This window comes from Streptomyces noursei ATCC 11455, assembly GCF_001704275.1.
GTDB lineage: Bacteria > Actinomycetota > Actinomycetes > Streptomycetales > Streptomycetaceae > Streptomyces > Streptomyces noursei.
In genome coordinates this window covers 5,625,002-5,651,184 of record NZ_CP011533.1, presented here as the reverse complement: position 1 = coordinate 5,651,184, position 26,183 = coordinate 5,625,002, and the positions used below count along the sequence as shown (strand labels likewise).

At 72.3% G+C, this 26,183-nt stretch carries 22 protein-coding genes; 13 read left to right on the top strand and 9 right to left on the bottom strand.

Translation table 11 applies throughout. The features are described 5' to 3' along the window. Positions 1–18: 18 nt before the first annotated feature. The 4 genes from hutI to hutU all read right to left on the bottom strand — a co-directional run bounded on the left by hutI (position 19) and on the right by hutU (position 5,535). Positions 19–1,200 carry an imidazolonepropionase gene (hutI, locus tag SNOUR_RS24030; protein ID WP_067350717.1) on the bottom strand — a complete coding sequence of 394 codons (1,182 nt, stop codon included), beginning with the start codon at positions 1,198–1,200 and terminating at the stop codon, positions 19–21. Between the two features lie 89 nt (positions 1,201–1,289). Further along, positions 1,290–2,645 carry a formimidoylglutamate deiminase gene (locus SNOUR_RS24025; protein WP_067350714.1) on the bottom strand — a complete coding sequence of 452 codons (1,356 nt, stop codon included), beginning with the start codon at positions 2,643–2,645 and terminating at the stop codon, positions 1,290–1,292. Next, positions 2,636–3,853, bottom strand: coding sequence for an allantoate amidohydrolase (locus SNOUR_RS24020; protein WP_312636048.1), 1,218 nt, complete (start codon positions 3,851–3,853; stop codon positions 2,636–2,638). Before SNOUR_RS24020 ends, SNOUR_RS24025 begins: the two co-directional genes overlap by 10 nt. 17 nt (positions 3,854–3,870) lie before the next feature. Beyond that, a complete protein-coding gene (gene hutU, locus SNOUR_RS24015; RefSeq protein ID WP_067350709.1) occupies positions 3,871–5,535 on the bottom strand; it encodes a urocanate hydratase in 1,665 nt (554 codons plus the stop codon). Positions 5,536–5,772: 237 nt separating this feature from the next. Here hutU and SNOUR_RS24010 point away from each other — a divergent pair, with 237 nt between their 5' ends. The 5 genes from SNOUR_RS24010 to SNOUR_RS23990 all read left to right on the top strand — a co-directional run bounded on the left by SNOUR_RS24010 (position 5,773) and on the right by SNOUR_RS23990 (position 10,219). Then, positions 5,773–6,294, top strand: coding sequence for a hypothetical protein (locus tag SNOUR_RS24010; RefSeq protein ID WP_067358691.1), 522 nt, complete (start codon positions 5,773–5,775; stop codon positions 6,292–6,294). Continuing rightward, positions 6,291–6,635, top strand: a complete 345-nt coding sequence (locus tag SNOUR_RS24005; protein ID WP_039635804.1) for a transcriptional regulator — start codon at positions 6,291–6,293, stop codon at positions 6,633–6,635. The genes SNOUR_RS24010 and SNOUR_RS24005 overlap by 4 nt, the downstream gene beginning before the upstream one ends. Further along, positions 6,632–7,606, top strand: a complete 975-nt coding sequence (locus tag SNOUR_RS24000; protein WP_067350706.1) for an ABC transporter ATP-binding protein — start codon at positions 6,632–6,634, stop codon at positions 7,604–7,606. Before SNOUR_RS24005 ends, SNOUR_RS24000 begins: the two co-directional genes overlap by 4 nt. An 11-nt stretch (positions 7,607–7,617) precedes the next feature. Beyond that, positions 7,618–8,571, top strand: coding sequence for an ABC transporter permease (locus SNOUR_RS23995; protein WP_079142856.1), 954 nt, complete (start codon positions 7,618–7,620; stop codon positions 8,569–8,571). A gap of 313 nt (positions 8,572–8,884) precedes the next feature. Continuing rightward, on the top strand, positions 8,885–10,219 hold the full coding sequence (locus SNOUR_RS23990; RefSeq protein WP_067350705.1) for a type III PLP-dependent enzyme domain-containing protein: 1,335 nt from the start codon (positions 8,885–8,887) through the stop codon (positions 10,217–10,219). 24 nt (positions 10,220–10,243) lie between these two features. On the opposite strand, the gene SNOUR_RS23985 is transcribed toward SNOUR_RS23990, so the two are convergent. Both SNOUR_RS23985 and SNOUR_RS23980 read right to left on the bottom strand, forming a co-directional pair. Then, positions 10,244–11,161: a MurR/RpiR family transcriptional regulator gene (locus tag SNOUR_RS23985; protein ID WP_079142855.1), complete on the bottom strand. Its 918-nt coding sequence runs from the start codon at positions 11,159–11,161 to the stop codon at positions 10,244–10,246. Positions 11,162–11,375: 214 nt separating this feature from the next. Next, positions 11,376–11,639 (bottom strand): sigma-70 family RNA polymerase sigma factor family protein, encoded by a 264-nt coding sequence (locus SNOUR_RS23980; protein ID WP_067350702.1) that lies wholly within the window; start codon positions 11,637–11,639, stop codon positions 11,376–11,378. Between the two features lie 153 nt (positions 11,640–11,792). On the opposite strand from SNOUR_RS23980, the gene SNOUR_RS23975 reads away from it, so the two are divergent. Then, the gene (locus tag SNOUR_RS23975; protein ID WP_067350699.1) at positions 11,793–13,229 is read left to right on the top strand and encodes a purine-cytosine permease family protein; all 1,437 of its coding nucleotides are present in this window, start codon (positions 11,793–11,795) and stop codon (positions 13,227–13,229) included. Between the two features lie 41 nt (positions 13,230–13,270). Beyond that, complete coding sequence (locus tag SNOUR_RS23970) at positions 13,271–13,684, top strand: hypothetical protein (protein WP_067350696.1); 414 nt, start codon at positions 13,271–13,273, stop codon at positions 13,682–13,684. A 369-nt stretch (positions 13,685–14,053) separates the two neighbouring features. Here SNOUR_RS23970 and SNOUR_RS23965 read toward each other — a convergent pair whose 3' ends face one another. After that, entirely contained in the window at positions 14,054–15,442 is a 1,389-nt protein-coding gene (locus SNOUR_RS23965; RefSeq protein WP_067358686.1) for a cystathionine beta-synthase, read from the bottom strand. 309 nt (positions 15,443–15,751) lie between these two features. On the opposite strand from SNOUR_RS23965, the gene SNOUR_RS23960 reads away from it, so the two are divergent. From SNOUR_RS23960 to SNOUR_RS23950, 3 genes are all read left to right on the top strand, one after another. Then, positions 15,752–16,747, top strand: coding sequence for an SGNH/GDSL hydrolase family protein (locus tag SNOUR_RS23960; RefSeq protein WP_067350694.1), 996 nt, complete (start codon positions 15,752–15,754; stop codon positions 16,745–16,747). Positions 16,748–17,113: 366 nt separating this feature from the next. Further along, the gene (locus SNOUR_RS23955) at positions 17,114–18,334 is read left to right on the top strand and encodes an acetyl-CoA C-acetyltransferase (RefSeq protein ID WP_067350691.1); all 1,221 of its coding nucleotides are present in this window, start codon (positions 17,114–17,116) and stop codon (positions 18,332–18,334) included. 535 nt (positions 18,335–18,869) lie between these two features. Beyond that, entirely contained in the window at positions 18,870–19,889 is a 1,020-nt protein-coding gene (locus SNOUR_RS23950) for a hypothetical protein (RefSeq protein ID WP_067350688.1), read from the top strand. Here SNOUR_RS23950 and SNOUR_RS23945 read toward each other — a convergent pair. Then, positions 19,853–20,236 carry a hypothetical protein gene (locus SNOUR_RS23945; RefSeq protein WP_067350686.1) on the bottom strand — a complete coding sequence of 128 codons (384 nt, stop codon included), beginning with the start codon at positions 20,234–20,236 and terminating at the stop codon, positions 19,853–19,855. The genes SNOUR_RS23950 and SNOUR_RS23945 overlap by 37 nt on opposite strands. Before the next feature lie 98 nt (positions 20,237–20,334). On the opposite strand from SNOUR_RS23945, the gene SNOUR_RS23940 reads away from it, so the two are divergent. Beyond that, the gene (locus tag SNOUR_RS23940) at positions 20,335–20,562 is read left to right on the top strand and encodes a DUF4287 domain-containing protein (RefSeq protein ID WP_039635780.1); all 228 of its coding nucleotides are present in this window, start codon (positions 20,335–20,337) and stop codon (positions 20,560–20,562) included. 85 nt (positions 20,563–20,647) lie between these two features. On the opposite strand, the gene SNOUR_RS23935 is transcribed toward SNOUR_RS23940, so the two are convergent. Next, on the bottom strand, positions 20,648–21,508 hold the full coding sequence (locus tag SNOUR_RS23935) for a Bax inhibitor-1/YccA family protein (protein WP_067350683.1): 861 nt from the start codon (positions 21,506–21,508) through the stop codon (positions 20,648–20,650). Positions 21,509–22,064: 556 nt separating this feature from the next. On the opposite strand from SNOUR_RS23935, the gene SNOUR_RS23930 reads away from it, so the two are divergent. Together SNOUR_RS23930 and SNOUR_RS23925 are read left to right on the top strand one after the other, a co-directional pair. Then, positions 22,065–24,914 carry a bifunctional glycosyltransferase/CDP-glycerol:glycerophosphate glycerophosphotransferase gene (locus SNOUR_RS23930; protein WP_067350681.1) on the top strand — a complete coding sequence of 950 codons (2,850 nt, stop codon included), beginning with the start codon at positions 22,065–22,067 and terminating at the stop codon, positions 24,912–24,914. Then, positions 24,914–26,083, top strand: a complete 1,170-nt coding sequence (locus tag SNOUR_RS23925) for a glycosyltransferase (RefSeq protein ID WP_067350679.1) — start codon at positions 24,914–24,916, stop codon at positions 26,081–26,083. Before SNOUR_RS23930 ends, SNOUR_RS23925 begins: the two co-directional genes overlap by 1 nt. Positions 26,084–26,183 lie beyond the last annotated feature (100 nt).

Sequence of the window (26,183 nt, the reverse complement as noted above, 5' to 3'; positions counted from 1 at the left end):
CGCCTCGTCGCGCCGTCCTCAGAGGCGAACGCCCTTGTGCCAGACGTCCGTCACCAGCGGCACGCCCGGACGGTAGGCGAGGTGGACGTGGGACGGGGCGTCCAACAGGAGCAGGTCGGCGCGGGCGCCGGGGGCGATCCGGCCGACGTCCTCGCGGCGCAGCGCCCGGGCACCGCCCGCGGTCGCCGCCCACACCGCCTCGTCGGGCGTCATCCCCATGTCGCGGACGGCCAGCGCGATGCAGAACGGCATCGAACTGGTGAAGGACGAGCCCGGGTTGCAGTCCGTGGAGAGCGCGACGGTGGCGCCGGCGTCGAGCAGCGGGCGGGCGTCGGGCCACTTGGCGCGGGTGGAGAACTCGGCGCCCGGCAGGAGCGTGGCGACGGTGTCGGACTGGGCCAGCGCGTCGATGTCGGCGTAGGTGAGGTGGGTGCAGTGGTCGGCGGAGGCGGCGCCCAGTTCGACGGCGAGCTGGACGCCGGGGCCGTGGCCGAGCTGGTTGGCGTGCACCCGCGGCACCAGGCCCTTGGCCCGACCGGCGGTGAGGATGGCGCGCGCCTGGTCGCCGTCGAAGGCGCCGCGCTCGCAGAACACGTCCACCCAACGGGCGTGCGGGGCGCAGGCGTCCAGCATCGGGCCGGTGACCAGCTCGACGTAGCCGGCCGGGTCGTCGGCGTAGTCGGGGGAGACGATGTGGGCGCCCAGGAAGGTGACCTCGTCGGTGTGGGCGGCGGCGATCCGCACCGCGCGGGCCTCGTCCTCGACGGTGAGGCCGTAACCGGACTTGATCTCCTGGGTGGTGGTGCCCTGGCGCAGGCCCTCGGCGAGGTAGCGGGCGACGTTGGCGTGCAGCGCGTCGTCCGCGGCGGCGCGGGTGGCCGCGACGGTCGTGCGGATGCCGCCCGCGGAGTAAGGGCGCCCGGACATCCGGGCGTTGAACTCCTCGGTGCGGTCGCCGGCGAAGACCAGGTGCGAGTGGGAGTCGACGAAGCCGGGCAGGCCGGCCCGGCCGGCCGCGTCGACGGCGTTGTCAGTGGCGGGTGCTTTGCTTGAGGGACCGACCCAGGCGACGCGGTCTCCGTCGATGACGACCGCGGCGTCCTGGATCAGACCGAGGGGGCCTTCACCGAGGGAGGGGTCGTTGGTGACGAGCTGGGCGATGTGGGTGATGGCGGTGGTCGGCGCGGAGGTCGTCGTCATCGCGGGGGTGTTCTCCTTCGTCCGCGGGCGGCGCGGGCCGGGCGGCCTGGGGGCACCTTCCAGCGGTAGCTGGTGGAGGGTGGGGGTGGTCAGCCGCGCACGGCGGCGATGGCGTCGGCGAGGGCGGTGGGTACGTCGGGCACGCGCGTGTGCGTCCCGTCGCGGACGATCTGCCGACCACCCACGACGGTGTGTCGCACATCCGCCGCGGTGGCGGCGAATACGGCCGTCTCGGCGCCCAGTCGGGGCAGCGGTCCGGCGGTGCGTACGGAGTCCAGCCGGATCGTGGTGAGGTCGGCGAGCGCGCCCGGCGCGAGGGTGCCGGCGTCGTCCCAGCCCAGGGCGGCGTGGCCGTCGGCGGTGGCGGCGCGCAGCAGGGCGGCGGCGGTCCAGTGGCCCCGGGTGCGGGTGCGCAGCCGCTCGTTGAGCTCCATGGCGCGGGCCTCTTCGAGCAGGTCGATGACGGCGTGGCTGTCGCTGCCCAGGGAGAGCAGGCTGCCCTGTTCCTGGAGCGCCACGGCCGGGCCGATGCCGTCGGCGAGGTCCCGCTCGGTGCTCGGGCACATGCAGACGCCGGTGGCGCTGCCACCGAGCAGGGCGATGTCCTCGTCGGTGAGGTGGGTGGCGTGCACGGCCGTGGTGCGCGGGCCCAACACCCCGTGGTCGGCCAGCAGCTGGGTGGGGGTGCGGCCGTGCGCCGCCCGGCAGGCGTCGTTCTCGGCGGTCTGCTCGGAGAGATGGACGTGCAGCGGTGCCTGCCGCCGCCGGGCCCAGTCGGCGACGGTGCCCAACTCCTCGGCGGGGACGGCGCGTACGGAGTGCACGGCGGCGCCGATCCGGGCGTGCTCGGCTCCCTTGAGGGCGTCGGCGCGCTCCGCCCAGGCGTCCGCGGTGCCGTCGGAGAAGCGCAGCTGGTGCTGGTTGGGGCGGTCGCCGAAGCCGGCGGAGAGGTAGGCGGTGTCCAGGAGGGTGATCCGGATGCCGGCGTCGTCGGCGGCGGCGAGCAGCGCCCGGCCCATCGCGTTGGGGTCGTCGTAGCGGGTGCCGCCGGGCGCGTGGTGGAGGTAGTGGAATTCGCCGACGCAGGTGATGCCGGCGAGCGCCATCTCGGCGTAGACGGCGCGGGCGAGGGCGTAGTAGCTGTCCGGGGTGAGCCGGTCGGCGACGCCGTACATGACCTCGCGCCAGGTCCAGAAGGTGCCGGAGCCGACCTGGACGGTGCCGCGCAGGGCGCGGTGGAAGGCATGGCTGTGGGCGTTGGCGAGGCCCGGGAGGGTCAGCCCGTGGAGGGCCTCGGCTCCCGGTGGCGGTGCGGGCGTCCCGGTGCGGACGGCCGTGATCCGCCCGTCCGCCACCTCCACGGTCACGCCCGGCTCGACGTGCGTGCCGAGCCAGGCGTGTTCGAGCCAGTAGGTCGTCGGTGTTGCCTGTGGCGTCAGCGGCACGCCAGCCCCTCCAGTACGTCGGCGAGTGCGGTGACCCCGGCGACGCAGTCGTCCTCGGCGGCCGACTCGGCGGGCGAGTGCGAGACGCCGGTGGGGTTGCGGACGAACAGCATGGCCGTCGGGACGGTTGCGGACAAAATACCCGCGTCGTGTCCGGCTCCGGTGCCCAGGACCGGTACCGGCCGCTCGCTCTTCTTGCCGAGGAGGGCGCCCAGTTCGTCCCGCAGGGCGTGCTGGAACTCCACGACGGGGGTGAAGGACTCGCGGACGACGTCGAGGTCGACGCCGTCGCGGGCGGCCCGCTCTGCGGCGGCCCGCTCGATGCCGGTGATCACGGTGTCCAGGGTGTCCTGGCCGGCGGCGCGGGCGTCCAGCCAGCCGCGGACCAGCGAGGGGATGGCGTTGACGCCGTTCGGTTCGACGCTGACCTTCCCGAAGGTGGCCAGGGCGCCGGTCAGGCGAGCCTGCTCGCGGGCCGCGAGCACGGTCGCTGCGTAGGAGAGCATCGGGTCGCGGCGGTCTTCCAGGCGGGTGGTGCCGGCGTGGTTGGCCTCGCCGCGGAAGTCGAACCGCCAGCGGCCGTGCGGCCAGATCGCCGAGGCGATGCCGACCGGGTCCCCGGAGAGGTCCAGGGCGCGGCCCTGCTCGACGTGGAGTTCGACGAACGCCCCGATGGTGGCGAGCCGTTCCGGGTCCGGGCCGATCGCCTCGGGGTCGTGGCCGGCGCGCTCCATGGCCTGCGGGAGGGTGACGCCGTCGCCGTCCCGCAGCCGGTGCGCGGCCTCGGCGGTCAGCGCGCCGGCGGACAGCCGGGAGCCGACGCAGGCCAGCCCGAAGCGGGCGCCCTCCTCGTCGCCGAAGTTGACGATCGCCAGCGGCCTGGTGGGCTCCGCTCCCCGCCCCCGGAGCTCGTCGAGCGCGGCGAAGGAGGAGACCACGCCCAGCGGGCCGTCGAAGGCGCCGCCGTCCGGGACGGAGTCCAGGTGCGAGCCGGTGACGACGGCCTCGCCGGGGGCGACGTCCTGGTGGCCGGTCGCGCCGAGCCAGGCCCACTGGTTGCCGTTGCGGTCGAGTTCGTAGGCGAGTCCGCGGGCCTCGGCCTGGGCCCGGAACCACGCGCGGCAGTCGGTGTCCGCGCCGGTCCAGGCGAAGCGGCGGTAGCCCCCGGAGGAGGAGTCACGGCCCAGCGGCCGCAACTCCTCCCACATCTCGTGGAACGAGGAGGTCACTCGCCCTCGCCCTCGCGCATCGGGATGCGGACGCCCCGCTCGGCGGCCACCTCGTCGGCGCGCTCGTAGCCGGCGTCGACGTGCCGGATGACGCCCATGCCGGGGTCGTTGGTGAGCACCCGGCGGATCTTCTCGCCGGCCAGCGCGGTGCCGTCGGCGACCGTGACCTGTCCGGCGTGGATGGAGCGGCCCATGCCGACGCCGCCGCCGTGGTGCAGGGAGACCCAGGAGGCGCCGGAGGCGACGTTGACCATGGCGTTGAGCAGCGGCCAGTCGGCGATCGCGTCGGAGCCGTCCTTCATGGCCTCGGTCTCGCGGTACGGGGAGGCGACGGAGCCGCAGTCGAGGTGGTCGCGGCCGATGGCCAGCGGCGCCTGGAGGGTGCCGTCGGCGACCATCTCGTTGAACCGCTCGCCGGCCTTGTCGCGCTCGCCGTAGCCGAGCCAGCAGATCCGGGCGGGCAGGCCCTGGAAGTGGACGCGTTCGCCGGCCATCTTGATCCATCGGGCCAGCGACTCGTTCTCGGGGAAGAGGTCGAGGATCGCCTTGTCGGTGGCGGCGATGTCCCGCGGGTCGCCGGAGAGCGCCGCCCAGCGGAACGGCCCCTTGCCCTCGGCGAAGAGCGGCCGGATGTAGGCGGGGACGAAGCCGGGGAAGGCGAACGCCCGCTGGTATCCGGCGAGTTGGGCCTCGCCGCGGATGGAGTTGCCGTAGTCGAAGACCTCGGCGCCGGCGTCCATGAAGCCGACCATGGCCTCGACGTGCTTGGCCATCGACTCCCGCGCGCGCTGGGTGAAGTCGGCGGGCTTCTCGGCCGCGTAGGCCGCCATGTCGGCGAAGTCGATGCCGATGGGCAGGTAGGCGAGCGGGTCGTGGGCGCTGGTCTGGTCGGTGACGATGTCGATCGGGGCGCCGTCGGTGAGCATCCGCGGGAGGAGTTCCGCGGCGTTGCCGAGCAGGCCGATGGAGAGCGGCTTGCGCTGGTCGCGGGCCTCGACGGCGAGCTGCAGGGCGTGCTGGAGGTTGTCCGCCCTGACGTCCAGGTAGCGGTGCTCGATGCGGCGCTCGATGGCGCGCGGGTCGCAGTCGATGCAGATCGCGACGCCGTCGTTCATGGTGACGGCGAGCGGCTGGGCGCCTCCCATGCCGCCGAGCCCGGCGGTGAGGGTGATGGTGCCGGCCAGCGTCCCGCCGAACTTCTTCGCCGCGACCGCCGCGAAGGTCTCGTAGGTGCCCTGGAGGATGCCCTGGGTGCCGATGTAGATCCACGAACCGGCCGTCATCTGGCCGTACATGGTGAGGCCGAGGGCCTCCAGACGGCGGAACTCCTCCCAGTTGGCCCAGTCGCCGACGAGGTTGGAGTTGGCGATGAGCACCCGCGGGGCCCACTCGTGGGTCTGCATCACGCCGACTGGCTTGCCGGACTGGACGAGCATCGTCTCGTCCTGCTTGAGCGTGGTCAGGGTGCGCACCATCGCGTCGAAGGAGCGCCAGTCACGGGCGGCCTTGCCGGTGCCGCCGTAGACGACGAGCTTGTCCGGGTGCTCGGCCACCTCCGGATCGAGGTTGTTCTGCAGCATGCGCAGCGCGGCTTCCTGCTGCCATCCCCGTGCGCTCAGCTCCGTACCGCGCGGTGCCCGCACGGGTCGCGGTCCCGACATGGGCCGTGCCTCCCTGACTCTTAAATGGATTGACCTATTCACAGTCTTGCTCGACTGAATACCGCTAGTCAACAGGGCGCGGCGAGAGCTTTCCCCAACCGGCCACTTCGACTTGCCGGACGGGAAAGCCGAGTGCTAGCTTTCCCAGTGGGAAAGTTGAACGGGGGCGCCGCCGGCGATCCCCGTACCGTCCGTCCGACACGGACCGTCCGACACGTCTACGGGGAGGCGAAGGACATGACGACACCAGTGGATGCCGAGCGGGCCTGGCAGGATCTCCAGCGCATCCGGGTCCCTCAGGAGCGCGTGTACGACGAGGTCGAGCGCCACGCGGAGCGGGACCAGCGGTCGACCTACGTGACGGCCGCCATGATGTGGCTCTTCCTCGCCAGCTACGAACTCAAGCTCCCCACCTGGGGTTCCCTCCTGATCCTCGCCGGCTACATCGGCGGCGTGAGCAGCCTGATCGTCTTCCACAGCCGCCGCTCCAGAGTGCGGCTGCACCGCTCGCGGTACAGCTGGCGCAGCTTCGCCACCTTCTTCGCGGGCGCCGTCGTCAGCGTCGGCACGATCGTCCTCAGCGACCTCCTGACCGAATGGCTGGCACTGCCCTACGGCAACCTCATCAAGGCCACCGTCTCCGTCGCCGCCTTCCTGCTCTTCGTCGGCCCGGCCAACCGTTGGGCGGTCAGCCCGCTCCGGAGCCGTGCCCTGGGCGAACACCCCCAGAGAACCGTCCATGAGGAGGTACGCCGATGAGCACTCCCTCGGGATTCGACGAACTGATCCACCCGTCCACCCGGCTGTCCGTCGTGGCCCTGCTCGCCGCCACGGAATGGGCCGACTTCCCGTTCATCCGCGACAGCCTCTCGCTGAGCGACTCCGCGCTCTCCAAACAGCTGCACACGCTGGAGGAGGCCGGATACCTGGAGATCCGCAAGGAGGGCGGCGGCCGCAAGCGGCGCACCAAGGTGCGGCTGACGGCCCGCGGCCGCACCGCCTTCGACGGCCATGTCGCCGCCCTCCGCGCCATCGTCGAGGGCGCGGGCCCCGCAGCGGCCCTCGCAACGCCCCAGCAGCACGCGGAGGCCGGCCGATGACCACGACCGCACGCCCGGAGACCAGCACGATGACCACCACACCGACCGCCCCGACCGGCGCCGCGCCGGTCGTCGAGACCCGCGCCCTGCGGATGTCGTACGGCAGCGCCGACGTCCTCAAGGGCGTCGACCTGGACATCCGGCGGGGCGAGATCTTCGCCCTGCTCGGCCCGAACGGCGCCGGCAAGACCACCACCGTCGAGATCCTGGAAGGCTTCCGGCAGCGGTCCGCCGGCGAGGTGCGCGTCCTCGGGACCGACCCGGCGCGCGCCGACGACGCCTGGCGCGGCCGGATCGGACTGGTCCTGCAGTCCTGGCGCGACCACCGCCGCTGGCAGGTCGCCGAGCTGCTGACGCACTTCGCGATGTACTACCCGGACCCGCGCGACCCGGCCGAACTGCTCGACCTGGTCGGCCTCACCAAGCAAGCGGAGAAGCGGGTCGACCAGCTCTCCGGCGGTCAGCGCCGGCGCGTGGACGTCGCGCTCGGCATCGTCGGCCGCCCCGAACTCCTCTTCCTGGACGAGCCCACCACCGGCTTCGACCCCGAGGCGCGCCGCGACTTCCACGACCTGGTCGAGCGCCTGGCCCGTGAGGAGGGCGTCACGATCCTGCTCACCACCCACGACCTGGCCGAGGCCGAGCGGCTGGCCGACCGCATAGCGATGCTGGTGGACGGCCGGATCCGGGCCTGCGGCACCCCGGCCGAACTCGCCCGGCGGGCCGCCGCGCAGGCCGAGGTCCGCTGGACGGCGTCCGACGGCAGCCCGTGCCGCGAGCACACCGCGGACCCGTCCCGCCTGGTCTGGGAACTGCACCGCGAGGCGGCCGGACCGATCGCGGACCTGGAGGTGCGCCGCCCGACGCTGGAGGACACCTACCTGCACATGGTGCACCGGCAGAACTGGGACGACGAGCAGGAGACCGGCTTCCCGACCGGCGACACGACGGGGGAGGCAACGGCAGCATGAGGGGGACGGACATGACGACGGCGACGGACAGCGGCCCGGCCACGACGGAGCGGGACCGCGGCACGGCGGGCGGCGGCCCGCGCCCGACCGGCGGGGGCACGACCCGGCCCGGCCGGTTCCGCCCCTGGCAGGCAGGGCTGCGGCGCGGCGGCATCGAACTGCGTCATCTGCTGCGCAACCGCAAGGAGTTCTTCGGCTATGCGACCAACATCGTGGTGGCCCTGGTGCTCGCCGGCTACATCAACGGCAAGGTGCCCGGCACCCAGATCCCGATGGCGCACCTGACGCTCGCCGGTTTCTCCGCGTATCTGCTGTTCCAGATCGGCCTGATCAACCTCCCGCAGATCCTGGTGACCGAGCGCGAGGAGGGCACCCTGCTGCGGCTGCGGACCACCCCCGGCGGCATACCCGCGTACCTCGTCGCCAAGTCGCTGCTGATCGTGGTCATGGCGCTGGCCACCCTGGTGGTCCTGCTGGGCGCCGCCGCCGCGCTGGTGAACGGGCCGCTGCCGCACAGTCCGGCCGGCTGGCTGACGCTGCTGTGGGTCACCGCCCTCGGTCTGCTCGCCGTCGTACCGCTGGGCGCGGCGATCGGCGCGGTGCTCCCCAATCCGCGCGAGGCACTGGCGATGATCATGCTGCCCGCGATGGCCCTGCTGATCACCTCGGGCGCGATGTTCCCGATATCCAAGATGCCGGCGGTGGTCCAGAACATCGCCTCGGTCTTCCCGCTGCGCTGGATGGCACAGGGCCTGCGTGCGGCGCTGCTGCCGGACTCCGCCCGCGCCGCGGAGCTGGCCGGCTCCTGGCAGCTGCCGACGGTCGCCCTGGTCCTGGCCGCCTGGGCCGTCGTGGGCTTCCTCCTGGCGGTCCCGCTGCTGCGCCGCGCCACCCGCCGGGAGTCCGGCTCCCGCCTGACCGCCCGCCAGGGCAAGGCCGAGCTGAGCGGCGTCCCCGTGGCGTAACCCCACCGGGGGCCTCCCGCCTCACCCCGCCTCGTCCCCACCCCGTGCACGCGTCACGGGGTGGGGACGAGGCTCGTGCGGGGGGGCACGAGCAGGGCCGGCCACGGGGCAACGGCAGCGCCGGCCACGGGGCTGCCGGCACCCCCGGCCCGCCTCATGATCAACACCGCCATGGCCGGACCGCCACGATCGACACACAAGATCCGCACCGCCGAGATCGCGGCACAAGATCGACACAACATGGCCACCGGATGGGCTCCGACCACCCACGTCGGCCGTGGCGCGGGGCCCGGGCGGATGATGAAGTTGAGTCATGACCCTCACCGACCGAGACCGTGCCGTTCAGGCGGCCCTCGCCCAGGGGCTGGTCGGCCCCCGTCAGCCGGTGGCCGGGCTGCTCGACGTCGCCGGCATCCGCCGCTCGGCCGCCGAACTCCGCGCCGCCTTCACGGAGTTCACCGCCCCCGGCACCCAAGTGCTGCATGCCTTCGCGGTGAAGGCCGCCTCGCTCGTGCCCGTACTGCGGCTGCTGGCCCAGGAGGGGATCGGCTGCGAGGTGGCCAGTCCCGGCGAGCTGGCGCTGGCCCGGGCCGCCGGGATCCCGGCCCGGCACACCGTCCTGGACTCCCCCGCCAAGACCCTCGCCGAGCTCCGCGAGGCGCTGGCCCTGGGCATCGCCGTCAACGTCGACAACCACGAGGAACTCTCCCGCATCGACCGGATGATGGCCTCGGCCCCGTCCACCGCGCCGATCGGACTGCGGGTCAACCCGCAGATCGGCGGCGGCAGCATCGGCGCGATGAGCACCGCCACCGACACCTCCAAGTTCGGTGTCCCGCTGCGCGACCCGGGCGCCCGCGAGTGGATCGTCCGGGCCTGCCTCGACCGCCCGTGGCTGACCCGGCTGCACGCCCACGTCGGCTCCCAGGGGATGCCGCTGGAGCGGATGGCGGAGGGCGTCCGGGCGCTCTACGACCTCGCCGAGGAGATCAACGAGCAGGCCGGCGGCCCCCGGATCACCACCCTCGACATCGGCGGCGGCCTGCCCGTCAACTTCTCCTCGGACGCCGTCACCCCCACCTACCGCGAGTACGTCGCGCTGCTCCGCTCGGCCGTCCCCGGGCTGTTCTCCGGCCGGTACGGCCTGGTCACCGAATTCGGGCGGTCGCTGCTGGCCAAGCACGGCATGGTGCTGGCCCGCGTCGAGTACGCGAAGTGGGCCGGCGGACGGCCGATCGCCCTCACCCACGCCGGGGCGCAGGTCGCCACCCGCACGGTCTTCGCGCCCGCGTCGTGGCCGATCCGGGTGGCGGCGTACGACGCCGCCGGCCGCCCCAAGACCGGGGCGCCGGTGCCGCAGGACATCGCCGGCCCGTGCTGCTTCGCCGGTGACCTGGTCGCCGAGAACCGCCCGCTGCCCCGCCTGGAATCCGGCGACCACGTCGCCCTGCTGGACACCGGCGCGTACTACTTCTCCACCCACTTCGCCTACAACTCCCTCCCCCGCCCCGGCGTCTACGGCTACGCGCCGGCCCCCGACGGCACGTTCGCCTTCGCCACCGTCCGCACCCCGCAGACGCTGGAGGAGCTCACCGCGGAGAGCGGCGCCGACCACGCCAACGAGCTGCGGAGCCTGGCGCTGGGCTGAGCGGCAGCGGCCCGCGGCCGGCGCTCACTCCACGAACAGGCCGCGTTCCGCCGCCTTGGCGTCGAACTCCTCCAGGCGGGCCTGGGCGTCCGGGAGGTCGTCGCACATCGCCTCCAGCAGGACGCGCCCCAGCAGCATCGGGGCGCAGGCGGTGTCGAAGGCCAGGCCGGTGCCGACGGGGGCCGGCAGCAGCAGGTCGGTGTGATGGGCGACCGGGGCGAAGACGCTGTCGGCGACGGTGACGACGGTGAGCCCGGCGGCGCGGGCGTAGGCGAGGGCGTCGATGACCTCGCGGGGGTGGCGGGGCAGGGCGAAGCACAGGAGGGCGCTGGCGCCGGCGTGGACCGCGGCGTCGACCCGGTCGGTGAGCATGGTGCCGCCCTCGTCCAGCAGGCGGACGTCCGGGTGCACCTTCCGGGCGAAGTACGCGAAACCGGCGGCCTGGGCGGTGGCGGCGCGCAGGCCGAGGACCGGGAGCGGGCGGGAGGCGGCGAGGAGCCGGCCGGCCTCGGTCACCGGGCCGGGGTCGGCGAGGGCATCGGCGAGGTGACGGAGGTTGTCGATCTCCGCCTGGACGGCCTGCTGGTACTCGTTGTGCGCGCCGGAGGCGCCGGGCTTGCCGGCGGGCGCGACGTCCCGCAGATGGCGGCGGAGCGCCGGGTAGCCGTCGAAGCCGAGCGCGACGGCGAAGCGGGTGACGGAGGGCTGGCTGACGCCGGCCAGCTCGGCCAGTTCGACGCTGGAGAGGAACGGCGCGTCGGCGGCCCGCCGCACCATGCAGTGGGCGATCCGCCGCTGGGTGGGCGTCAGCCGGTGCCCCTCGAAGAGCCGCTGGAGGCGGGCGGCGGTGCCGGTGGCGCCGACCGCCGTGCTCCCCGCCGCGCCCATCGCCGGCGGCTGCGTCCCGTCCGTGCGGACGCCGTTGTCCCCGTCCCCGCTCATGGCCTCTTCTTCCCGGCCCGGTCGGGGGCCTTGACGTCGGTCCACCGACTGTACGGAATTCCTGGCCGGCGTCGGTCCCGGGTGGGGCGGGAGGGGGCGTGGCGGCGGTCTCCGGCCACCCGCGGCGGGGAATGTCCGCCCGCGCCCCGCGCCGCCGCCCCGGGCGCGCCCCCGGGCCGGTGCCGTACGGCCCGGCGGGATGGCGGGCCCGGCCCTACGCCTCGTCCCGCGGCGGCAGCCCGAAGAGCGGGAAGAGCCGCTCGGTGTCGAGGAAGGAGGTGAGCCCGGTGATCCGCCCGTCGGTGATCTCGACGACCTGGAGGGCCCAGGGCACGCCGCCCGCGCGGTACTGCCCGAAGGCCGGCATCCCGTTCGCCGTCAGCGGCACCGGGCGCGAGTCGTGGCAGCCGCGGCCCGGGTCGCGCAGGAACGCCGGCACGTCGGCGCGGCCCCGCAGCCGGAGCGAGTGGGGCGGCATGGAGAGGGCCCGGTCCTCGTGCAGGACGGCTCCGCGCTTCGCGGCGGACGCCCGCGAGCGGAGCGAACGACCGCCCGCCTATTGACCTTCCATTCACCGTCCCCTGATCCTGCATGAACTCATGCACACAGCACGGCGGGAGAGGCGGCACCCATGGCAGGCGTGGTGGAACGACGCTCGATCGATGTCGTCCCCGACGACGAACGGCACGGCAGTGCGGTCAACCAGTTCACCCTCTGGCTGGGCGCCAACCTCCAGATCACCGCCGTCGTCACCGGCGCGCTCGCCGTGGTCTTCGGGGCGAACGCCTTCTGGGCACTGATCGGACTGCTGCTCGGCAACCTCGCGGGCGGGGCGGTGATGGCGCTGCACTCCGCGCAGGGGCCGCGGCTCGGACTGCCTCAGATGATCACCTCGCGGGCGCAGTTCGGGGTGCGCGGGGCGGTGGTGCCGCTGGCGCTGGTCATCGTGATGTACATCGGCTTCTTCGCCAGCGGCAGCGTGCTCGCAGGGCAGGCGGTGGGCGAGCTGACGCACCTCGGCGGGACGGCCGGGATCGTACTCTTCGCCGCGGTCACCGCGCTCGCCGCGACCGTCGGCTACCGCCTCGTCCACCTGCTCGGCAAGGTCGCCGGCCTGGTCTGCGCGCTGGCCTTCGTCTACCTCGGCGTCCGGCTGCTGCAGCGCGCCGACCTCGCCGCGCTGCTGCACGACCACGGCTTCGGGGCGCCGGTGTTCCTGCTCGCGGTCTCGCTCTCGGCGTCCTGGCAGCTGGCGTTCGGCCCGTACGTGGCGGACTACTCGCGCTATCTGCCGCGGCACACCTCGACCCGGGCGACCTTCTGGTGGACGTTCGCCGGCTCCGTGCTGGGCGCGCAGTGGTCGATGGCCTTCGGGGCGCTGGCCGCCGCCGCGGCCCCGGGCGCGTTCGTGGGCCACGAGGTCGGCTATGTCGTCGGACTCGGCGGCAGCGGGCTGATCGCCTCGTTCCTCTACCTCGTCATCGCCCTCGGCAAGCTCACCATCAACATCCTCAACACCTACGGCGGCTTCATGTCGCTGGTCACCAGCGTCACCGGCTTCCGCGGGCCGGGGGCGCCGGGCGCCGACGGCGGAGGACGTGCCCTCTCGCCGCGCGGCCGGGCCGCGTACATCGCCGGGATCATGGTGGCCGGCACCGCCGTCGCCCTGCTGGGCAAGGACTCCTTCCTCGCCTCCTTCAAGGACTTCCTGCTCTTCCTGCTGACGTTCTTCACGCCCTGGTCGGCGATCAACCTGGTCGACTACTACCTGATCTCCAAGGAGCGCTACGACGTCCCGGCGCTCAGCGACCCCGCCGGCCGGTACGGCGCCTGGAACGTCCGGGCCCTGACCGTCTACGCCGTCGGCGTGCTCGCCCAACTCCCCTTCCTGGCCACGGCGTTCTACACCGGCCCGCTGGTCGCCCCGCTCGGTGGCGCCGACGTCTCCTGGCTGGTCGGCCTGGCGGTGCCCGCCGCCCTGTACTGGCTCACCGCCCGCCGGGACACCGCGCGCCTGGTGGAGCCGGCGGCCCACGAGGGGCCCGCCCCCGTCGGATCGGGGGGCTAGCCCTACCGCGCCGCCGCCGACCCGGCCGTAATCTCGACGGTATGGCGACACACGACCCTGAGCTGAAGAAGGAACTCGACGCGACCCTCCAGACGCGCAAGGAGCTGGGGCCGGAGTACGAGTCGGAGCTGGTGGAGTCCTTCTTGGAGAAGCTCGACGCGAACGTCGACCGGCGGGTGCGCCGACAATTGGCCGAGCAGCAGATGCAGGTGGCGCGCGGGACGCTGCCGCCCCGCAGGTCGGGCGTCCCCCACGAGTTCTGGCAGCGGTTCGCGGTCGCCGTGGTCTCGTTGGTGCTGGCCATCCCGCTGTCCGCGATCGCCGTGGCCAACGCGGGACTGATCGGCCTGGCGCTGTGCTGGGCCGGCATCGTCGGGGTCAACGCCGTGCACGGCCTGGGGCGGCGGACGGTGCTGCCGGGCAAGTCCGAGCGGCGCGAGGGCGACTGGGACTGAGCCGGCCGGAGGCCCGGCGACGGGGCATCCGGAAGTCCGGCCTCCGAAGGGCCGGGAGAGCGGACTTGGGGCTCGGAGAAGAATTTCGCGGGGACCGCCGCACCCCGGCCGGAGCCGGGGGCGGGACGACGGCGGTCCCCGCACGAGACGCGAGCCGGGTCAGGGCCGGTCGTCGCATCCTGGCGATCGAGGAGGTCCGGGAGCCGCTCCGGAAGTCCGCATCGCCCGCACAACAATGTGCCGGAGAAGTGTTAAGTCCGTGCTGCGGACACGTGACGCATACGTACACCTTGCGCCGACGAACCGTTTCCTGACGGACACTTGACACCGCCCGGGCGCGACACCCGGGCGGCGACGGACCCCCGGTGCCTACTTGGCGACCCCGCGCGCCAAGTACGCCAGCAGGTCCTGACGGCTCACCACGCCCTTGGGCTTGCCCTCGACGAGGACGATCGCCGCGTCGGCGTTCTCCAGCACCGCCATCAGGTCCGAGACCGGCTCACCGGAGCCGACCTGCGGCAGCGGCGGGCACATGTGCTTCTCCAGCGGGTCGGAGAGCGAGGCGCGCTGGGTGAACAGCGCGTCCAGCAGCTCCCGTTCGACGACCGAGCCGACGACCTCGGCGGCCATCACGTCGGGGTGCCCGGCACCCGGCTTGACGATCGGCATCTGCGAGACGCCGTACTCGCGCAGCACCTCGATCGCCTCGCCGACGGTCTCCTCCGGGTGCATGTGGACGAGGGAGGGCAGCGCGCCCTCCTTGTACTGGAGGACCTCGCCGACCCGGGCCGCGGTGCCGCCCTCCTCCAGGAAGCCGTAGTCGGCCATCCACTCGTCGTTGAAGATCTTGGAGAGGTAGCCGCGCCCGCTGTCCGGGAGCAGGATGACCATCACGTCGTCCGGCCCGAGCCGCTCGGCGACCCGCAGACCGGCCACCACGGCCATCCCGCAGGAACCGCCGACCAGCAGCCCCTCCTCCTTGGCCAGCCGCCGGGTCATCTGGAAGGCGTCCTTGTCGGAGACCGCCACGATCTCGTCGGCGACCGTGCGGTCGTAGGCGGTCGGCCAGAAGTCCTCGCCGACGCCCTCGATCAGGTACGGCCGGCCGGAGCCGCCGCTGTAGACGGAGCCCTCCGGGTCGGCGCCGACGACCTTGACCTTGCCGTCACTGACGTCCTTCAGATAGCGGCCGGTGCCGCTGATGGTGCCGCCGGTGCCGACGCCCGCCACGAAGTGGCTGATCCGCCCGTCGGTCTGCTCCCACAGCTCCGGACCGGTGGTCTCGTAGTGCGAGCGCGGGTTGTTGGGGTTGCTGTACTGGTCGGGCTTCCAGGCACCGGGCGTCTCGCGCACCAGCCGGTCGGAGACGTTGTAGTACGAGTCGGGGTGCTCGGGGTCCACGGCCGTCGGGCACACCACCACCTCGGCGCCGTAGGCCCGCAGCACGTTGATCTTGTCCGTCGACACCTTGTCGGGGCAGACGAAGATGCACTTGTAGCCCTTCTGCTGGGCCACGATGGCGAGCCCCACCCCCGTGTTGCCGGAAGTCGGCTCCACGATGGTGCCGCCCGGCTGCAACTCGCCCGACTCCTCGGCGGCCTCGATCATCCGCACCGCGATCCGGTCCTTGACCGATCCGCCGGGGTTGAAGTACTCGACCTTCACCAGGACGGTTGCCTGGATCCCTTGAGTGACGTTGTTGAGCCGCACGAGCGGGGTGTTGCCGACGAGCTCAATCATCGAATCGTAAAACTGCACGGTGGTCTCCGCGGTCGGGGGCACGCTCTCCTGCGCCCGTGCCGCCAGCCTATTGCCCTGGTCGCCCAAGGGCCGTCCGGTCGATCGACCCCGGCTCCGATCCACCGGCGCCCCGGGCCCGCGAGCCCGTGCGCAAGGCTCCATCGGAGGTCCGCCGCGTTGCACGGCAGCCAGGAACGGGCACCTACCTGGTGAAGGAGTTCTTGCCCTTTCACGAGCGCGTCCGGCCTCACAGCCGCGGCGCGCCCGCGCTGCACGGGGAGGTGCCGGCCGATGGCGACGACGGTGACGACGGGTTCCAGGGCGAGAGTGGCACGGCGGATCGCGACCGCGGCCGCGTTCGGCGGCGGCGGGGTCGGGCTGCTGGGCGTGGCCGCCGTCGGGCTGCTGCTGACCGAGGTCCGGCTGGCCCGGCGCACGGTCGGCGGCTCCAACGACATCCCGCCGTGCGCCGACGGCCGCTACGGCGCGGCCTTCGGCCACCGCACCGACCGCCCCCCGCTGCGCCTGGGCTTCCTCGGCGACTCCACCGCGGCCGGCCAGGGCGTCCACCGCCCCTCCCAGACGCCCGGTGCGCTGCTCGCCTCCGGCCTGGCCGCGCTCGCCGAACTCCCCGTCGACCTGCGCAACGTGGCGCTGCCCGGCGCCCGGTCCGACGACCTGCCCCGCCAGGTGGAGCTGTTGCTGGGGAGCGGCGAGGAGACCCCCGACGTCTGCGTCGTCATGATCGGCGCCAACGACGTCACCCGCCGCCTGCCACCCGCGGAGTCGGTGCGGCACCTGTCCGAGGCGGTGCGCGTGCTGCGCACGGCGGGCTGCGAGGTGATCGTCGGCACCTGCCCCGACCTGGGCACCATCGAGCCGGTCTACCAACCGCTGCGGTGGGTGGCCCGCCGGCTCTCCCGGCAGCTGGCCGCCGCGCAGACCATCGGCGTCGTCGAGAACGGCGGCCGGACGGTCTCGCTCGGCGCGCTGCTCGGCCCGGAGTTCGAGGCGCGCCCCCGGGAGCTGTTCGGCCCGGACAACTACCACCCCTCGGCGGAGGGGTACGCCACCGCCGCGATGGCGGTGTTCCCGACGCTGTGCGCGGCGCTCGGGCTGTGGCCCGAGGAGGAGCGGCCGGAGCCGGCCCGGCGCGAGGGCATCCTCCCCGTCGAGCAGGCCGCGGCCCGGGCCGCCTCCGAGGGCGGCACGGAGGTCACCGCCTCCCGCCGCGCCCCCTGGGCCCTGCTCAAGCACCGCCGGCGCCGTCAGCTTCCGACGCCGGAGGAGGACCCGGCGGACCGGCCGTCGGTCACCGGATAGGCGGGTCCGCGCCGTCACGTCGTCGGCCCGGCGCGGCGAGCGCGCGGGCCCGGGGACCGCCCGGCGTCGACGGGGGCCGACGAACGGCGAGCGGGGCACGGCCGGACCGGCCCGGGCCCACCGGCGCACGTCAGGGGGCGCAGAGCGACCTATGGGCGCCCGCGCGGGAATAGCCGGCGCCCGCACCCCCGTTCCCCATAAGCGCACGCTTAGAAAAGAGGCCCGCATCACAGCACGCACCCCGTGACCTCTTGCCGTACGTGCAGGTAACTTCCCTGACGGTCCGCCTTGTTCCGCCACCCACCGCCCGGCCCCGGTCGCACGGCGGGGCGTCGGACGCCGCACCCACACACCCTTGGAGCCGTGATGCCCGAAGCCGTGATCGTCTCAGCCGCCCGCTCCCCGATCGGCCGCGCCTTCAAGGGCTCCCTCAAGGACCTGCGCCCCGACGACCTCACCGCGAAGATCATCGAGACCGCCCTCGCCAAGGTCCCCGAGCTCGACCCGACCGACATCGACGACCTGATGCTCGGCTGCGGCCTGCCCGGCGGCGAGCAGGGCCACAACCTCGGCCGCATCGTGGCCGTCCAGATGGGGATGGACCACCTCCCGGGCTGCACCATCACCCGCTACTGCTCCTCCTCGCTCCAGACGACCCGGATGGCGCTGCACGCCATCAAGGCCGGCGAGGGCGACGTCTTCATCTCGGCGGGCGTCGAGATGGTCTCGCGCAGCGTCAAGGGCACCTCCGACGGCCTGCCCGACACCCACAACCCGCTCTTCGCGGACGCCGAGGCGCGCACCGCCGCCCGCGCCCAGCAGGAGGGCGCGGACTGGCACGACCCGCGCGAGGACGGCCTGATCCCGGACGCGTACATCGCGATGGGCCAGACCGCGGAGAACCTCGCCCGCCTCAAGGGCGTCACCCGCCAGGACATGGACGAGTTCGGCGTCCGGTCCCAGAACCTCGCCGAGCAGGCGATCAAGAACGGCTTCTGGGAGCGGGAGATCACCCCGGTCGAGCTCCCGGACGGCACGGTCGTCTCCAAGGACGACGGCCCGCGCGCCGGTGTCTCGCTGGAGGGCGTCCAGGGCCTCAAGCCGGTCTTCCGCCCCGACGGCCTGGTCACCGCCGGCAACTGCTGCCCGCTGAACGACGGCGCCGCCGCGCTCGTGATCATGTCCGACACCAAGGCGCGCGAGCTGGGCCTGACCCCGCTGGCCCGGATCGTCTCCACCGGCGTCTCCGGCCTCTCCCCCGAGATCATGGGGTACGGCCCGGTCGAGGCCAGCAAGCAGGCGCTCCGGCGCGCCGGCCTGTCGGTCTCCGACATCGACCTGGTCGAGATCAACGAGGCGTTCGCCGCCCAGGTGATCCCCTCCTACCGCGACCTGGGCATCGACCTGGACCGGCTGAACGTCAACGGCGGCGCGATCGCCGTCGGCCACCCCTTCGGCATGACCGGCGCCCGGATCACCACCACCCTGATCAACTCCCTCCAGTGGCACGACAAGCAGTTCGGCCTGGAGACCATGTGCGTCGGCGGCGGCCAGGGCATGGCGATGGTCATCGAGCGGCTGAGCTGAGTCGCAGCGGAGGGTGGGGGCCGGTCGCGAGGAACGAGCGCCCGGCCCCCACCCGGAGCGAAGGTGAAGCTCAGTGCGACCCATGGCACGCGCGGCTGAGCTGAGTCGCAGCGGAGCGCACGCGCGTATCTGAAGGGTGCGCGGGGAAAACGGACCAACTCCCGTCCCCCGCGCACCCTTCGCTGTCGCTCGGACACGTTCCGCGACGGCGCGTGACCCAGGCCACTCGGTGACAAGATCGCGACCCAATCGCCCCCAGGATTGTGACCAACATCCCGAGGCAGCAGCGTTTTTGCAGCTCAGTCGGGGGGCACCCCACCGCAGGAGCCCCCAAGGGCGCACCATTTCAGGACATACCACCCTGCGAACAGTCGCCGACGTCAGTCACGCTGTTGTAGGAAGTCCGAGAACAATCTGCTAACGGGAGTACGCCGGTGACCGGTCCACGACAGTGTGGGCGTATGCCCGGAAGTGAGCGAACCACCGAGAGGTGCGCGCCTCGTGCATGCGAGGCCGAGCGAAGCGAGGTTTCGGCATGACTGTCACCACCCTCGTCCTGCTGGTGGCCGCGGCGGTCGCCGTGGTGCTGGGCGCCGTCGCCCTGTACACCGCCCGTGCGCTGCGCGGCCAGCTCGCCGCGCTGCACGCCGAGCTCGTCGCCGCCCGCGCGGACGCGGCCACCCACGCCGAGGCCGCGCAGGTGGCGGCCGCGGCGGTGCCCGCCGCCCGCGGGGTGCCGGCCGTCGAGACCCCGCTCGCGGACATACGCGCCGCCGTCGCGGACGCGCTGGCCGAGGAGCGGGAGCGGGAGCTGGCCGAGGCGCGCGCCTTCTGGGCCGCGCAGGAGGCCCGGGAGTCCATGAACGCGGCGGACGCCCCGTCGCTGTCCGGCCCGCTGTCCGCCCTCGGCGAGGACGGTCCGCTCGACGGCCGCGAGGGCCGCCGGGAGCCGTCCGAGCGGCTGGAGCTGGACCGGTTCGACAGCCAGCCGTTCGTGCCGCGCCAGGCCGACCTGGCCGGGCTGGAGTCGCTGCTGGGCCCGGATGCCCTGGAGCCGCTGCCGGCGCTGGAGCCCGTCGAGGCCCTGGAGTCGTTGGAGGCACTGGAGTCCGTCGAGGCGCTGGAGGCACTGGACGCGCCGGAGTTCGAGCCGGCGGAGCCCACCGAGCCCGCCGAGTCCGCCGAGCTGGCCGCCGCCCGCCGGCGCCACCCCTCGCACCCGGACTTCTCCCCCGTCCCGGCCATCGGCGACCACGAGCGCACCGTGGCGCGCCTGGCGGAGCTGGCCCGCGAGGGCACCCCGCTCGCCGACGTCCGCCCCGGCCCGCTGGGCACGCTCGACGTGTACGTCTTCACCGACGGCACCACGCTCTGCCTGACCCCCGGGCACCGGGAGACCGCCGAGAGCCTGGCCGCCGCGCTGCGCGACGGCCACGCCCCGGTGCTGCTGGGCGGCTCGGGCATCTCCGGCGCCTACGCGCTGACGTTCTCCTGGGGCGAGCGCCGCAACGAGAGCGTCTACATCCTCGCCGACCGGGTCATCGCCTCGCTCTGAGCCGCCTCCCGGACCCGGCGCACGGCCTCCGCCAACTGCTCGGCGGGGGCCGCTTTCACGTCAGCTTCCGCCGCGCCGCCCTCGGGCGCGCCGGCGGCGGCCCGCAGCGCCTCGACGAGGTCGTGTCCGGCCACGGCGAGTTGGTCGCCGACCGCGAACATCCCGGCGTCCGGGAGTTCCCTGGGCCGCTCCCCGGGGCGTTCGATCCGCTGTGCGCGGGCCGTCAACTCCCGCGCCAGCGCCAGCCCTTCGGCGGCGGCACCGCGGCGCAGGGCGCTCTGCGGCAGCGCCCGGAGGCGGTCGGCGAGCGCGTCCACGGCGGTCTGCAAAGGCGTCACGTCAAGCACGGCGTGAGCCTAAGCGCAACTCCCGGGTGGTTGCCAATGCCGGAACGCTCAGGCACGGTGAGCGGAAGAACCAGCATCGACCGCGTCCGGAGGCGCCGATGTCTCAGTCCTTCTCCGAAGAGACCCACCAGAACATGCTCTCCCGCATCCCGCACTGCACCGGTCGGGATATCGCCGAATGGCTCCGCACCGTCGACGAAGGCCCCGCTCTCATCCGCTTCGACGAAAAGGTCAGCTGGCTGCGCGGCGCGCACAACCTCTCCCATGGCCACGCCAAGGCGATCGTCCATGAACACGATCTCCGGCGCGCCGCGCGCAAGTTCTGAAAATCCGGGCCCGGGAGGAGTCCCGGTACGCGCGAGGGGCCCGTGGGCAGTCGCCCACGGGCCCCTCGTCCGCTCATGCGGGGTGTCAGTCGCGCAGGATCGAGATCAGCCGCAGCATCTCCCAGTAGATCCATACCAGGGTCGTGGTCAGGCCGAACGCGGCCAGCCAGGACTCCTCGCGCGGCGCGCCGTAGGCGACGCCGTCCTCGACCTGCTTGAAGTCCATGGCGAGGAAGAGCGCGCCGAGGACCACGCCCACGACGCCGAAGAGGATGCCCAGGCCGCCGCTGCGGAAGCCGAGGCCGTCACCCCCGCCGAACACCATGAACAGCAGGTTGACCAGCGACAGCATCAGGAAGCCCAGCGCCGCGATCATCACGAAGCGGGTGAACCGCGCGGTGACCCGGATGATCCGGGTCTTGTAGGCGACGAGCATGGCGACGAACACCGCCATCGTGCCCAGCACCGCCTGCATGGGGGCGCCGTTCAGCTTCGGCAGGTCGTTGATGAAGCCGCTGAGCGCGCCCAGGAAGACGCCCTCCAGTGCCGCGTAGCCGAGGATCAGCGCGGGGGACGGCTTGCGCTTGAAGGACTGGATGAAGCCCAGCACCGTGGCGGCCAGGCCGGCGCCGATCGCGAAGGCGAGCTGTCCGGTGAGGAACAGCCAGCCGACGGTGGCACCGGCGATGACCGTGCCGAGTGTCAGGCCCGTGCGCGCGACGACGTCATCCATCGTCATCGGGCGGGTCTGCGGGGTGTGCTGCGGTGCGTACTGCGGCGCCTCGGTGGCGTACGGGTTGGCTCCGGCGTACGGGTTGGCTCCCGCGTACGGGTTGGCTCCGGCGTACTGGGTGGCGGTGGGGCCCCCGGCCTGCGCGTTGAAGCCCGCGTAGCCGTTGCCTCGGCTGAACCCCCGTCGCGAGAAGACCGGGTTGCTGCTCCTCATCTCACTCCTCCATGGCCGCCCTGCGCGGCCTTGACGCAAGCGTAATGGCTTGGCAAAGACACGTCTCTCGTCCCTGGGCAGGATCTTCCCTCGTCCCACGGATGACACGTCCTCTGCAGAGAGGACGTTCAGGAGCCCGCGGAGGTGCCCGGACGGGCACGCCGACTACCGGATCGCGACGTGTTCGTCACATCTGCCGCTGTGTCATATGCCACTCCGCGGACCGCCGGGCGGACGGCGCGGGCCGTCAGATAGTCCGGACAAAATCCGGGTAATCGATCTTTTCCCGTCCCCGTCGAACGGGCATTTCCCCACACCGTCAACTCCGGGACCCCGGGGTCACCGGCATGATCCGAATCCGATAAATGTCTGATCACCGGAGGCCGGGGCAACCGATTGACCAGAGTCGTCGTCATACTGGCTAGCCGGTACCTGCCCTTCCACGGGCAGTGCCCCGTCACCACGTGTAGCGATCCGGGTGCGGGTGGTCGTAAACCCCGTGTGCAGATGGGGCTATTCTGGCCGGAAACAGCAGCGAAAGAGGGTTGAGGTGCCTGTGCCTGACGTCTCAGTAGTCGTCATTGTCTACAACGACGCCGACCGGTTGCCGACCGCGGTCCAGTCCGTGCTGGATCAGACACTCCGGGACGTCGAGGTGGTGATCGTCGACGATTGCAGCACCGACCGTTCTTTCGAGGTCGCGCAGGCGCTCGCGGCCACCCATCCCGAGCGGGTCAGAGCCTTCCAGCTGCCGGAGAACAGCGGTGCCGGCGGCGAGCCGCGGAACCTCGGCATTCAGCACACCCGGGGACAGTACGTCATGTTCCTGGACAGTGACGACGTCCTGGAACACAACGCCTGCCGCAATTTGCTGGAGGCCGCCGAGGAAACCGGCTCGGACATCGTCTCCGGTCTGTGTGTCCGAATCCACAAGGACACCCGGAACCAGAAGCGTGACGAGTGGTACGCCTGGCTGTATTCCACGACTCGCACCTTTGAGTCCGTTACGGAATTGCCGGACCTTTTTGTGTGGGACACCCTCTCCACCAACAAGTGCTACCGCCGCGAATTCCTCATCGAGAACGATCTCCGCTTCCCGAAGGGGATGTTCTACGAGGACCTGATGTTTATCGCCGACGCCTACCTCGCGGCGAAGCGCATTACGCTGATTCCCAATCAGGTCTACTTCTGGAACGTCTTCGAGAAGGCCGCCGTGAAGTCGGTGACGAACCGACGGCACGAAATGACGAACTACATCCACCGGTTGGAGGTCCACCGGCGGATCGACGCCCTGCTGGCCGAGCGCGGCCTGACCGAGATGAAGCTCGCCAAGGACGTCAAGTTCCTCAAGCACGACCTGGTGCTCCACCTGCGGGACCTGCCCTTCCGCGACGAGGCGTACCGCCAGGAGTTCGCCGCGCTCTCCCAGGAGTACCTCGCCGACCTCGCGCCCGAGGCGTACGAGCGGGTCCTGCCGATACAGGCCATCTGCGCCTACCTGCTCCAGAAGGGCGACTGGGACAACCTCATCCCGGCGGTCGACACCCTCATCAACCGCGACAAGCTCTCCTCGCCGCTGGCCCAGCGCGACGGCCGGATCTACTGGTGCGACGGCCACGCCGACGACGCGTTCGGCCGCCAGGTGCTGGACGTGACCGACATCGGCTACCACGAGAAGCCGGTCAACCAGCTCTTCCTGCGCAACCAGCTCACCCGGTTCTCCGAGGCGGGCAACACCGTCTCGCTGGCCGGCCGGATCACCAACCCGCTCGGTGCGATCCCCGAGGGCGCCAAGCTCGCCGGCCAGCTGGAGTTCAGCGCCCGCCGCCGCAGCCTGCAGTCCTTCGCCTTCCCGGTCACCACGCTGCGCCACGAGGGCGACACCGTGGCGTGGGAGACCACCGCGGACGTCACCGCGCGGCTGCGCCCGCTGGGCATCGTCGACACCATCTGGGACGTCCGGCTGCGCCTGACCGTCGACGGGGTGCCCACCACGTCGCGGCTGACGGTGGCCGACACCGAGCTGGCCGGCGCGCCGCTGCCGATCCGGCCGCGGCTGACCCGGATGGTCGCCGACCACATCGAGCCGCACATCTCCTCCAAGGGCCACCTGGCGTTCCGCCTGATCAGCGAGAGCCAGAGCGCCGAGCGCGTGCAGGAGCTCATCTCCAGGAGCGTCCACGGCAAGCCGGGCGCGCTGGCCAAGTCCGGCTTCCGCAAGGCCAAGGCGCTGCGCAAGACGCTCACCTCCGGGGACACCAAGCTCCGGGCGTACCACGAGGTCTTCAGCCGGCTGCCGATCAAGAAGCGCACGGTGGTCTTCGAGAGCCACCTGGGCAAGCAGTACAGCGACAGCCCGCGCGCCATCTACGAGGAGATGCGCCGGCAGGGCCTGGAGTTCGAGGCGATCTGGGCCTACGCCGGGTCCCCGAAGGACTTCCCCAAGGACGCCACCCTGGTCAAGCGCTGGTCGCTGCAGTACCTCAAGGCGCTGGCGCAGGCGGAGTTCTGGGTGGACAACCAGAGCTACCCGCTGAAGCTGACCAAGCGCCCCGAGACCACCTACATCCAGACCTGGCACGGCTCGGCGCTGAAGAACATGGGCTTCGACCAGCCCTCGCTCAAGGCGCAGACCCGCCAGCAGCAGGCCGAGCAGCAGCGCTCGCTGGACCGCTTCGACCGGTTCGTGTGCCGCACCGAGCACGACGCGCGGACGCTGGCCAAGGCGTTCCGCCTCAAGGAGAAGACCCTGCTGCGGGTCGGCTACCCGCGCAACGACGCCCTGGTCAGGGCCCGGCTGCGGGAGGCCGAACTGGGCCACCGCGAGCGCGGCCAGCTGGCGGCGGAGCTGGGCATCCCCGCGGACAAGAAGGTGCTGCTGTACGCGCCGACGTTCCGCAAGGCGGGCGGCCGGCACGGCCGGTTCGCGCTCCCCTTCGACGTGGAGCGCTTCGCCGACCAGTTCGGCGACCGCTACGTCCTGCTCGTCCGCTCGCACTACCTCAACCACGTGGTGCTGCCGCCGACCGTGCAGGGCCGGGTGATCGATGTCTCGGCGCGCCACGACATCACCCCGATCCTGGAGCTGGCCGACGGCCTGGTCACGGACTATTCGTCGGTGATGTTCGACTACGCGCTGCTCGACCGGCCGCTGGTGTTCTTCACCTACGACTACGACGAATATGTGCACGAGGGCCGCGGAACGTACTTCGATCTGCTGGAACACGCACCAGGACCGGTAGTACGCACCGAGGAGGATTTCTTCGAGGCCGTGGCGTCTTTCGAGTCCCAGCAGCTGGAATACGCCAAGGACCGCAAGGAATTCGTCGCCAAGTTCGGGGAATACGACCAGGGCGACGCCGCACAGAGCATCGTCGACCAGTTCTTTGCGCAGTGGAGCCGTTGATGACCAAGTCGAACGCAGCCGAGCCGCGGGACATCTTCTTCGTCTCCAACAGCGTCAACGAGCTGGGCGGCATCACCAGTTGGTCGCACCAGATGGCGCGCCTGTTCGCCGAGCAGGGCCACCGGGTGCACGTCATCGGGATCGTGCCACCGCCCGAGGGCCGGGTCCACGAGCTCGGTCCCGATCTGCCGTACCGGACCACCACGCTCTACGACGTGCACCCGCCGAGCGTGCGCCCGGTACGCGGCCTGCGGGACAAGCTGAACGTCGTCGAGCAGCGCCGCCGGACCGCCCGCGAGGCCGGGATGCACGAGCAGGCCGCGAAGATGACCACGCTGTTCCGGGGCGCGCAGCCGGGCGGCGTGGTGATCGTGACCCAGGTGTGGGCGATGGAGTGGGTGGCGCTGGCCGACACCGCCGGGCTGGCGGTGATCGGAATGAGCCACGAATCGTTCGAGACCTGCCGCCGGTCGTCCCGGTTCGCCCGCGTCAAGCGGTTTTACCAGGACGTCGACCGGATGCTGCCGCTCACCCGCGAGGACGCGGACAAGTGGATCCGCCAGCGGATGGACAACGTCGGCTTCATGCCGAACCCGCTGCCGTTCTTCCCCGACGTCCCCTCGGACCGGTCCCGGAAGGTCGTGGCGAGCATCGGCCGGCTGCACGAGGAGAAGGGCGTGGACCTGCTCCTGGAGGCGTGGGCCAAGGTCGCGCCGCAGCACCCGGACTGGACGCTGCGGATCTACGGCTCCGGTGAGGAGGCCGAGGCGCTGCGCAAGCAGGCGGCCGAGCTGGGGGTGACCGACTCGGTCGAGTGGATGGGGCGGACCAGCGATGTCGCCGGAGCGCTGCGGGAGAGCGCGGTGTTCGCGCTGAGCTCGCGCGGCGAGGGCTTCCCGCTCGCGCCGATGGAGGCGATGGCCACCGCCGTGCCGTGTGTGGCCTTCGACGTGGCGCCGGGCGTCCGCGAGATCATCACGGACGGCACGGACGGCTTCCTGGCCCCGCCCGGCAACATCACCGAATTCGCCCGGCACCTCGACACTCTGATGTCGGACCAGGAGCTGCGGGACCGGATGGGCGAGACGGCCCGGGAGAACATCCAGCGGTTCTCCACCGACGAGATCGTCGGCCGCTGGGAGGCGCTGTTCGCGCTCGTGGAGCGCTGAGCCGCCACCGCGCAATACCGAGGCGGGGCCGCCGGGTTTTCCCGGCGGCCCCGCCTCGTGATACACGTTGAATATTCAGGTACTTACGGGTCTTTGTCCC